Raw genomic sequence first — 8,945 nt, forward strand, 5'->3', positions numbered from 1 at the left:
ATAATGCGGAGGTGCAAAATGGAAAAACCAATTTATCTAGACCAAGCCTACTCTCCGGAAGAACGGGCCAGAGATCTGGTCGGCCGGATGACAGTAGAAGAAAAGGCTTCTCAGCTCCGGTTTGATGCGCCGGCTGTGGAACGGCTGGGCGTACCGGAATACAATTACTGGAACGAAGCGCTCCATGGAGTGGCAAGAGCCGGCACAGCAACCGTATTCCCGCAGGCGATCGGGATGGCGGCCATGTTTGATGAGGATATGCTGGAAGAAATTGCCCGGATCATTGCCGAAGAAGGACGCGCCAAATATAATGAGGCAGTAAAAAAGAATGATCGGGATATCTATAAGGGACTGACCTTCTGGTCACCGAACATCAATATTTTTCGTGATCCGCGTTGGGGACGGGGACATGAGACCTATGGAGAAGACCCCTATTTGACTGCCCGGCTGGGCGTTCGTTTTATTAAAGGCTTGCAGGGCGACGGGAAGCATATGAAGCTGGCTGCCTGTGCGAAGCATTTTGCGGTTCACAGCGGCCCGGAAAGCCTGCGCCATGAATTTGACGCGGTCGTATCTAAAAAGGACATGTATGAAACCTATCTGCCCGCATTTGAAGCGGCGGTGAAGGAAGCAAAGGTTGAGGCTGTGATGGGCGCATATAACCGCACCAACGGCGAACCGTGCTGCGGGAGCAAAACCCTGATTCACGATATCCTGCGGAAAAAATGGGGTTTTGAGGGTCATTTCACCTCAGACTGCTGGGCGATCCGCGATTTTCATACTCATCATATGGTGACGAAAACCGCACCGGAGTCGGCGGCCTTGGCGTTGAAAAACGGATGCGACGTCAACTGTGGAAACACCTACCTCCATGTATTGGCGGCTCTGCAGGAGGGCCTGATCACAGAGGAGGATATTACCACTGCGGCAGTCCGCCTGTTCACGACCCGGATGAAGCTCGGCATGTTTGATGAGGACTGTGAATATAACCGGATTCCGTATGAGGTGAACGACTGTAAGGAGCACAACAAAAAATCGCTGGAAGCTTCCCGGAAATCGATGGTGCTGCTGAAAAATAACGGTATCCTGCCGCTGGATCAAGCAAAGATCAAGAATATTGCAGTGATCGGCCCGACTGCGGACAGCCAGCTTGTCCTGAAAGGGAATTACTATGGGACTGCCTCGAAATACACTACCATCCTGGAAGGGGTGCATGGCGCGGTAGACGATACGGCACGTGTTTGGTACGCAGAGGGCTGCCATCTTTATAAGGATAAGGTGGAAAACCTGGCAAAACCAAACGACCGGATTTGTGAGGCTGTATCGGTGGCGGAACGCTGCGACGTCGCAATCCTCTGCCTGGGCCTTGATTCCCTGATCGAAGGTGAGGAAGGCGATGAAGGAAATTCCTATGCAGGAGGCGACAAGCCGAATCTGGATCTGCCGGGACTTCAGCAGAAGCTGCTTGAAGCGGTCTGCAAGACAGGCACACCGGTTATCCTGGTATTGAGTGCCGGGAGCGCAATGGCAATCCAATATGCGCAGGAGCACTGCGCGGCGATCCTGGATATCTGGTATCCGGGAAGCCACGGCGGAGAGGCTGTCTGCGACCTGCTGTTCGGGAAGTGCTCGCCCAGCGCAAAGCTGCCTGTCACCTTCTATCATGATACTTCCGACCTGCCCGATTTTACCGACTATTCAATGAAGGGCAGAACCTACCGTTACATGGAGAAACCGGCTTTATATCCCTTCGGCTATGGGCTGACCTATTCCACAGTTGAGGCCGTGAAGCTGTCTGCGCCGAAGGAAATTCAGAAAGGCGACGCGGCAACAGTCGAACTGACGCTGGAAAATAAGGGTGGCTTTGACGTGGAGGAGGTCGCGCAGGTTTACCTGAAGGACCTGGAATCTCCGAACGCGGTTCCAAACTGGAGCCTGGCGGCGTTTCAGCGGGTAGCGCTGACACGGGGAGAAAGCAAAACCGTTTCCCTGACAGTACGCCCTCACGAAATGGAGGCGGTCAATGAAGCGGGAGAACGCAGCATTGAAAGCGGTTCCTTTAGGCTGTTTGCCGGAATCAGCCAGCCGGATGAACGCAGCGCGGAGCTTTTGGGAACGAAACCTCTGTCCTGTGTACTGAAGGTGAGATAATAAAAAGGATCAGGAGAAAACTCCTGATCCTTTTTATTATCTGCGGCCGGGAAACCGGGCGTTTTCGAGCAGCCATTTGGCCACTCCGTCCTGCTCGTTTCTGCCGATTATTTCTGTAGCGATCTGCTTGAGTTCTTCACAGGCGTTGCCGACAGCATAGCATTCGTCCGCTATTTGAAACATCGTAACATCGTTGACCGCGTCTCCGAAGGCGACCACCCTGTCGCAGCAAAGCAGGTCTTTGAGCTGAAGCACTGCGTTTGCCTTTGAGGCGGTCGGCGGCATGATTTCCAGCCAGGGCTCCCCGGTATAGATATCCATCTGATAGGTGCAGTAGTAACGACCCTTTAGCTGCTCATATGCCGGCAGCAGCTTTTCTTCCCGGTCAAGACAGGTAAAATAATAGGCCTGCCCCTCCCGCAGCCTGCCGGCTTCGCTAACCGGATGGCTGCGCGGATCGCCCTTTCGGGACGGAAGAAATTCCAAGGCGCTGCGGCTGAGCATATTTGTGACATAGGAAAACTTTTCTTCTCCGGAAAGCAGGGAATAGACGAGGGGAGCAATGGAAAACTGCTCCAGGACAGAAAAAATATCCGCCTTCTGCTCGTCCGTAAAGAGATTTGCCCGCAAGCGCTTGCCGGTACGGTTATCCACAATAAAGACGCCGTTATGCACAATGATGGGAAATGCCGCCTGGAGACCCTCGGTTACTTTCTTTGAAGTGACGGATGACCGGGCGGTCGCATAGGAAAAGGTCATTCCTTCACCGATCAGACGGTTCATGATGTCGCAGGTCTGGGACGAAATGGTTTCGTTGGGACGGAGCAGCGTCCCGTCCAGATCAGAGACATATAAAATACGTTCCATAATATCATAGCTTTCGTGCGGCGAAAGCTTCCTCCTTTCGGGATTACGGCTGATTTTGCGAAGTAAAATCAGTATCCTATTGGGCAGCAAAGACCACAAAATGGGATTTATCCGTTAAATCCAACGACAGACAAAACGATTCCGGAAACGACCAGCAGAAGACTTAATATCCTGGTGATGCGGATCGAAGCCAGGATGCCGAAGAAATGCAGGGAATCCGGAATGCCGAACGGAAGGATAAAAAAATTTACTCCCCAGACGATAATCGACAAACCGATTATTCCGGTTCCGATTCCGGGATGCATTGCGATCAGCACGCTTCCGACAACGATTCCCAGCGTGCCGACGATAAACAGGAACAGGAAGGAATAAATTTTTCGGTCGGCGAAATGCTGGAACGCATGGGCGCGCATCCGGCAGTCCTCGGTACAATATTTTTTCTGCCCGTCAGAAAGCGGCTTCCCGCAGTATAAGCAGCGTTTCATGAATCCACTTCTCCTTTATCCGATACTAAGAATATCATAACTGGATGTCCGGTAAAAATCAAGAGAAAATGAGTGAAAACAGCAAAAGAAAAAGGCCGCTTTCAGGCGGCCTTTCCGATTTAGTTCTCCTTTTGCTTTAGCATGTAGTTCCAACTGTCCCGGCACATTTCTTCAATCCCGTATTGTGCTTCCCAGCCAAGCACTTCTTTCGCCTTGGTTGGATCGGCATAGCATGCGGGGATATCTCCAGCGCGGCGCGGCGCAATTACATATGGAATTTTCAGATTGTTCGCCTTTTCAAATGCCTTGACGATATCGAGCACCGAATAACCGGTTCCGGTTCCGAGATTATAGATGTTTACGCCGTCCAGCTCACGCGCTCTTTCTACCGCTTTGACATGCCCGACTGCGAGGTCGACGACATGGATATAGTCGCGTACGCCGGTTCCGTCGGGAGTGGGATAATCGTCGCCAAAGACGTTCAGCCGCGGCAGGGTGCCGTTAGCAACCTGACAGATATATGGCATGAGATTATTCGGGATACCGTTTGGATTCTCACCAATCAGACCGCTTTTATGAGCGCCGATTGGATTGAAATAACGCAGCAGGGTGACGTTCCATTCCGGATCGGCAACATTGAGGTCGGTTAAAATCCGTTCCAGCATCAGCTTGGTGGAGCCATAGGGATTTGTTGTGGAAAGAGGGAAGTCCTCCTTGATCGGGACTGTGTGCGGATTTCCGTAAACAGTAGCCGAGGAGCTGAACACGATTTTTTTGACGTTATGCCGTTTCATGGCCTCACAGAGGATCAAGGTTCCTGTGATGTTGTTGTGATAGTATTTGAGCGGCTTCTGTACTGATTCCCCGACAGCCTTTAGGCCCGCAAAATGAATCACGATTTCGATATCGTTTTCCGCAAATACTTTTTCTACGCCGTCCGGATCGAGCAGGTCTACTTCGTAAAATTTGAAATCTTTTCCGGTGAGCTGCCGGATTTTATCCAAGACCTCCGGCTTGCTGTTGCAGAAGTTGTCAAGCACAACAATCTCTTCTCCGGAATTCAATAATTCCACACAGGTATGCGATCCGATAAAGCCGGCGCCGCCGGTGACTAAAACTGACATATACAAACCTCTTTCCTCTTTAAGCACTTTGTTTGAGTTTACCGATGCTTTCTAGATAATTTTATTATATCCAAGATATTTCCGAAAGTCAATGTAATGAAACAATCGAACATATTTTTGAATAGTATTGCACGTTTTTGTGCAAAAATTCTTTTTCCCTTTGAGTTGACAAATATCGAGGATATTGATATCATATAAACGTATAAATTTGCCCATTTGCGGCAAGTAGGAATATTATTTAAACAGGCTTCGCGAAATGAATCGTGAATTTGAGGTGTAAAATATATGGGTGTCAAAATTTGCCTTGGCTGTATGCGCGAAATTGGCGACGTGGAGCGTTGCCCGTATTGCGGCTTCAGCAGAGATGACAAAGTGCCGCAGTTTGCTGTTAAGCCTAAAACCGTTCTGCATAACCGTTACGTTGTGGGCAGGATGCTCCAGTTTGACGGGGAAGGGCTGACTTATATCGGTTATGACTGCAGCAAGGAATGCGCAGTTTATATCAGGGAATACATGCCGCAAAACCTGTGTACCCGACAGGGAGACGCCATCCTGGTAAACGTGGGATGCGACGCGAAGTATAAGGCTCTGAAATCTGATTTTGTAGATTTGTACCAGCATTTGGGCGAGCTGAATTCTCTGGAGAATATCATTCGGGTATACGATCTTTTCGAGGAGAACAACACAGTTTATTCTGTGTATTTAAAATATGATGCGGTTCCGCTTAACCAATATCTCAGCGAGCAGGCGGGAGAGCTGAGCTGGAAACAGGCGTCCGAGCTGTTCAAGCCTGTTTTGGAATCGCTGGCAGTGATCCATAGCCATGGGGTTGTGCACCGGGGGATCAGTCCGGAAACACTGATGATCAGTGAAGACGGCACGATGATTTTAACCGGCTTCGAGATTTGTGCCGCCCGTGTAGCGAACAGTGAATTGGAAAGCAAGGTATATGACGGATACGCTGCTCCTGAACAGTATGCAAGAATGACACCGCATGGGGAATGGACGGATGTCTATGCCCTCTGCGCAGTGCTTTATAAGGTATTGTCGGGAACAAGGCCGCCGGAAGCGAATACCCGCAATGTCAATGACAATCTGATTCCGCTGGTGCAGTTAAACGACACAGTGCCGCGCGCGGTTTCAGAAGCAGTGATGCGCGGGATGGCGTATGATTATCGCAATCGGACCAGCAATGTACGGGAGCTGGTGGCCGGTCTGTACCATGCCGGTAATTTCACGATTACTATGGACGCTATGACGGCGGAGCACACCCGTTATCTGGAGGAAGCGCGCAAAAAAGGGGCGCAGGATGAAACCCAAATCATCAATCCGGCTGGCGAGGGGGATGAACCGCCGGCAAAGCCGGTGCCGCCTTGGAAGAAGGTGCTTCTTCTCTGCCTGCCGTTTGTCCTGTTAATTGCTTTTCTGCTGTACTGGGTGATGATCGGATTTGGCTGTCAGAAAAAGGATGACAATACCTCTTCTGAGGTGAGCTCTGAATTGTCTTCCGCGATTTCGGAAACGTCGGAGGTTTCTTCCGAAGAGACGTCGTCGGAGGTCTCCTCTGAGGAGTCGCCGGCAGTCGATTTAGTTGTAGTAGATAATTTTATTGATATGAACTATGATAGTGTTATTCAGGGGAATCCGCTATATGAAGATAAGTTTACTTTTGATGTAAAACGTGAACATACCGATGATGAAAAGGGAACAGTCATTGGTCAAGATATTGAAGCCGGTACAGAGGTAGAACGATATACAAAAATTATATTGTATGTAAGTGATGGCCCTGAAAGTGTTAATGTATCATGGAGTGGAATGACTGTAGAGCAATTGAAAGCTCAATTGATTGAACAAGGGGTTTCTGAGAGCATCATCAGTATGGAAGCACAGCCGAGTGATTCTGTGGCACAAAATATGGTGATTGAAGTGCAGGGTATAAGTGCGGGAGTAGATGTTCCTATTAATACTATTTCTAGAATTACAATTATTTACTCTTCCGGCCCGGCTCAAACGGATGAAGAATAGCGTTGGCTATTAAAATGGATAAGACTTGCGGAAATCCGCAAGTCTTATTTTTCGACGGGATTAAGGAGTGGTGATACAAGATGACGGTGGTAATAATTATGGCAGTCGGGGTGCTGATCGGTTATTTTTTGATTCCGGTCAGGCTGACAGAACGGCTCGGGAAGGTCAATTCCTGGATTCAGATGGTGTTGGTGGCAGTGCTGATCTTTATGATGGGACTAAAGCTGGGCAGCCGGGAGAACTTTTGGCAGGAGCTGCTCTCCCTGGGATGGAAAAGCGCGGTGCTGGCAGTGGTTCCGATTGTGCTGTCCGTCGCGCTGGTTTATCCGCTGAGCCGGAAATTTTTGAAACAGGACGCCAAAAAGGAGGAAGCCTAATCCATGGTTTATATTGCAATCATCAGCCTGGTTCTCGGTGTGCTTTGCGCGCAGTTTTTGTTTTCTCCTGAAGCCTCGCAGGCAGTGATGTCCCTGTCCGATTATGTCCTCGGTTTTCTGATGGTATCGGTTGGCGTCAGCGTAGGGATGAATAAGCTGATTTTGCGGAAGCTGCGGGAATATAACCTGACGATCCTGCTGATCCCGGCGGGAATTATGATAGGATCAGTGGCGGGAGGCTTTTTATCGGCCCTGTTTCTGAAAATCCCGCTCCCTGTTTGCGTTTCTGTGACATCAGGGCTTGGATGGTACAGCCTATCCGGCGTGCTGGTTGGGGATTTAGCCGGAGCGGAAGCCGGCGCAATCGCCTTTTTAAGCAATCTGCTCCGGGAAATTTTCTCATTTCTACTGATTCCGTTTCTGGTTAAACATTTTAACGCCTTTACAGCGATTGCACCGGCAGGTGCGACCAGCGAGGATACCACCCTGCCAATGATGATCAAATATACCAGCGAGGATGTCGTCGTCATCTCAGTGCTCAACGGTGTGATCTGTTCTGCAATGGTTCCTCTGCTGATCAATTTTTTCTATCAGATATTGACATAGCGTTTCAGCAGAGACAAAGACAGGCGCGGAATTTTCCGCGCCTGTCTTTGTCTCAAGCAAGGTCATTTAGATCATATGGAGTCTGCTGATAAACAATATTCAGCCAGTTTTTATAAAGGAGGTTTGCATGCCCTCTCCAGATAAAAGGCGGACGTTCCGCCGGGTCGTCGTTCGGGAAATAATGGTAGGGAAGCTGGATTTCCAGCCCTTTTTCCTTATCCCGAAAATATTCGTTTGCCAGCGTGCGGCGGTCATATTCCGAATGGCCAAAAACAAACACTCTGCGGCAGTCATGGGAAATTGCAATATTAAGTCCGGAAATATCGGAATAGGAGAGAACCTCTAAATCCGGATGGCGGTAAACTGATTCTTCCTCTACTGCGGTATGCCTGGAATGGGGGACCTGGTAAATTTCGTCAAAGCCCCGCATGAGAAGATGGTTCGGGTTTGTGACCTTGTGCGGAAAAATTCCGAACATTTTTTGCGGAAGCACCTTTTTATTGATCCCATAGTGATAGTAAATTCCAGCCTGCGCTCCCCAGCAGATATGAAAGGTAGAGTAGACGTGGGTTTTGCTCCATTCGAAAATCTGAGCCAATTCATCCCAATAATCCACTTCCTCATAGGGCATCATTTCAACTGGAGCGCCGGTGACAATCAGGCCGTCATAGCGTTCCCCTTTAATCTGGTCAAAGGTTTTATAAAATTTTAACAGGTGTTCAGAATTTGTATTTTTTGAAACATGTGTCGCAGTCTGAAGCAGTTCAATATCAACCTGTAAGGGAGTATTGCCTAAGAGACGGAGCAATTGGGTCTCTGTTTCAATTTTTTTAGGCATCAGGTTGAGGATCATGATCCGCAGAGGGCGGATATCCTGATGAGCCGCTCGGTCGTCAGTAATTAAATAGATGTTTTCCTGCTCGAGCGTATGCTTTGCAGGAAGCGAGCTGGGAATATTAATTGGCATAAGCTTGATCCTCCTTGAAATAAGCCTATCATAAACTGATGTTGGATTTCATTATAACATATAAAAAGCTGGGAATGCAATAAAGGTTTTTGTATATGTCGAAAAACTTAAAATAAAGTCTTGACAAAAGTAGAGAGGATATGATAATATAACAAAGCTGTCGCACGGAGTGCTGCTGAGAAAAAGGAAAAAAATCCTTGACAAAGGAGCAGGAAGTGTGATATAATAGCGAAGCACCGCAGCGAGAGGGAGGAAAGGAATCCCGGCCAAGGAAAAAAAGTTCTTGACAAAAGCGATGAGGTGTGATAGAATAAACAAGTTGCCGCTCGAGAGGGCGGGGACG

General features: G+C 49.0%; 8 protein-coding genes. 4 read left to right on the top strand and 4 right to left on the bottom strand.

Going from position 1 to position 8,945, the window contains the following annotated elements; all coding sequences use genetic code 11:
- Nucleotides 1-18 precede the first annotated feature (18 nt).
- Nucleotides 19-2,151: a glycoside hydrolase family 3 C-terminal domain-containing protein gene (locus CZ360_RS08580; RefSeq protein ID WP_077533729.1), complete on the top strand. Its 2,133-nt coding sequence runs from the start codon at nt 19-21 to the stop codon at nt 2,149-2,151.
- Nucleotides 2,152-2,187: 36 nt separating this feature from the next.
- On the opposite strand, the gene CZ360_RS08585 is transcribed toward CZ360_RS08580, so the two are convergent.
- From CZ360_RS08585 to galE, 3 genes are all read right to left on the bottom strand, one after another.
- Nucleotides 2,188-3,018 carry an HAD family hydrolase gene (locus tag CZ360_RS08585; RefSeq protein ID WP_077533730.1) on the bottom strand — a complete coding sequence of 277 codons (831 nt, stop codon included), beginning with the start codon at nt 3,016-3,018 and terminating at the stop codon, nt 2,188-2,190.
- 107 nt (nt 3,019-3,125) lie between these two features.
- On the bottom strand, nt 3,126-3,503 hold the full coding sequence (locus CZ360_RS08590; RefSeq protein ID WP_077533731.1) for a hypothetical protein: 378 nt from the start codon (nt 3,501-3,503) through the stop codon (nt 3,126-3,128).
- Between the two features lie 119 nt (nt 3,504-3,622).
- Nucleotides 3,623-4,627 carry a UDP-glucose 4-epimerase GalE gene (gene galE, locus CZ360_RS08595; protein ID WP_077533732.1) on the bottom strand — a complete coding sequence of 335 codons (1,005 nt, stop codon included), beginning with the start codon at nt 4,625-4,627 and terminating at the stop codon, nt 3,623-3,625.
- Nucleotides 4,628-4,912: 285 nt separating this feature from the next.
- Here galE and CZ360_RS08600 point away from each other — a divergent pair, with 285 nt between their 5' ends.
- From CZ360_RS08600 to CZ360_RS08610, 3 genes are all read left to right on the top strand, one after another.
- Nucleotides 4,913-6,652, top strand: a complete 1,740-nt coding sequence (locus CZ360_RS08600; RefSeq protein ID WP_077533733.1) for a protein kinase domain-containing protein — start codon at nt 4,913-4,915, stop codon at nt 6,650-6,652.
- Nucleotides 6,653-6,732: 80 nt separating this feature from the next.
- The gene (locus CZ360_RS08605; protein WP_077533734.1) at nt 6,733-7,029 is read left to right on the top strand and encodes a LysO family transporter; all 297 of its coding nucleotides are present in this window, start codon (nt 6,733-6,735) and stop codon (nt 7,027-7,029) included.
- Nucleotides 7,030-7,032: 3 nt separating this feature from the next.
- A complete protein-coding gene (locus tag CZ360_RS08610) occupies nt 7,033-7,635 on the top strand; it encodes a LysO family transporter (RefSeq protein WP_077533735.1) in 603 nt (200 codons plus the stop codon).
- A 52-nt stretch (nt 7,636-7,687) separates the two neighbouring features.
- Here CZ360_RS08610 and metA read toward each other — a convergent pair whose 3' ends face one another.
- On the bottom strand, nt 7,688-8,602 hold the full coding sequence (metA, locus tag CZ360_RS08615) for a homoserine O-acetyltransferase MetA (protein WP_077533736.1): 915 nt from the start codon (nt 8,600-8,602) through the stop codon (nt 7,688-7,690).
- Between the last annotated feature and the right edge of the window lie 343 nt (nt 8,603-8,945).

The organism is Massiliimalia massiliensis (assembly GCF_900155615.1).
GTDB classification, from domain to species: domain Bacteria; phylum Bacillota; class Clostridia; order Oscillospirales; family Ruminococcaceae; genus Massiliimalia; species Massiliimalia massiliensis.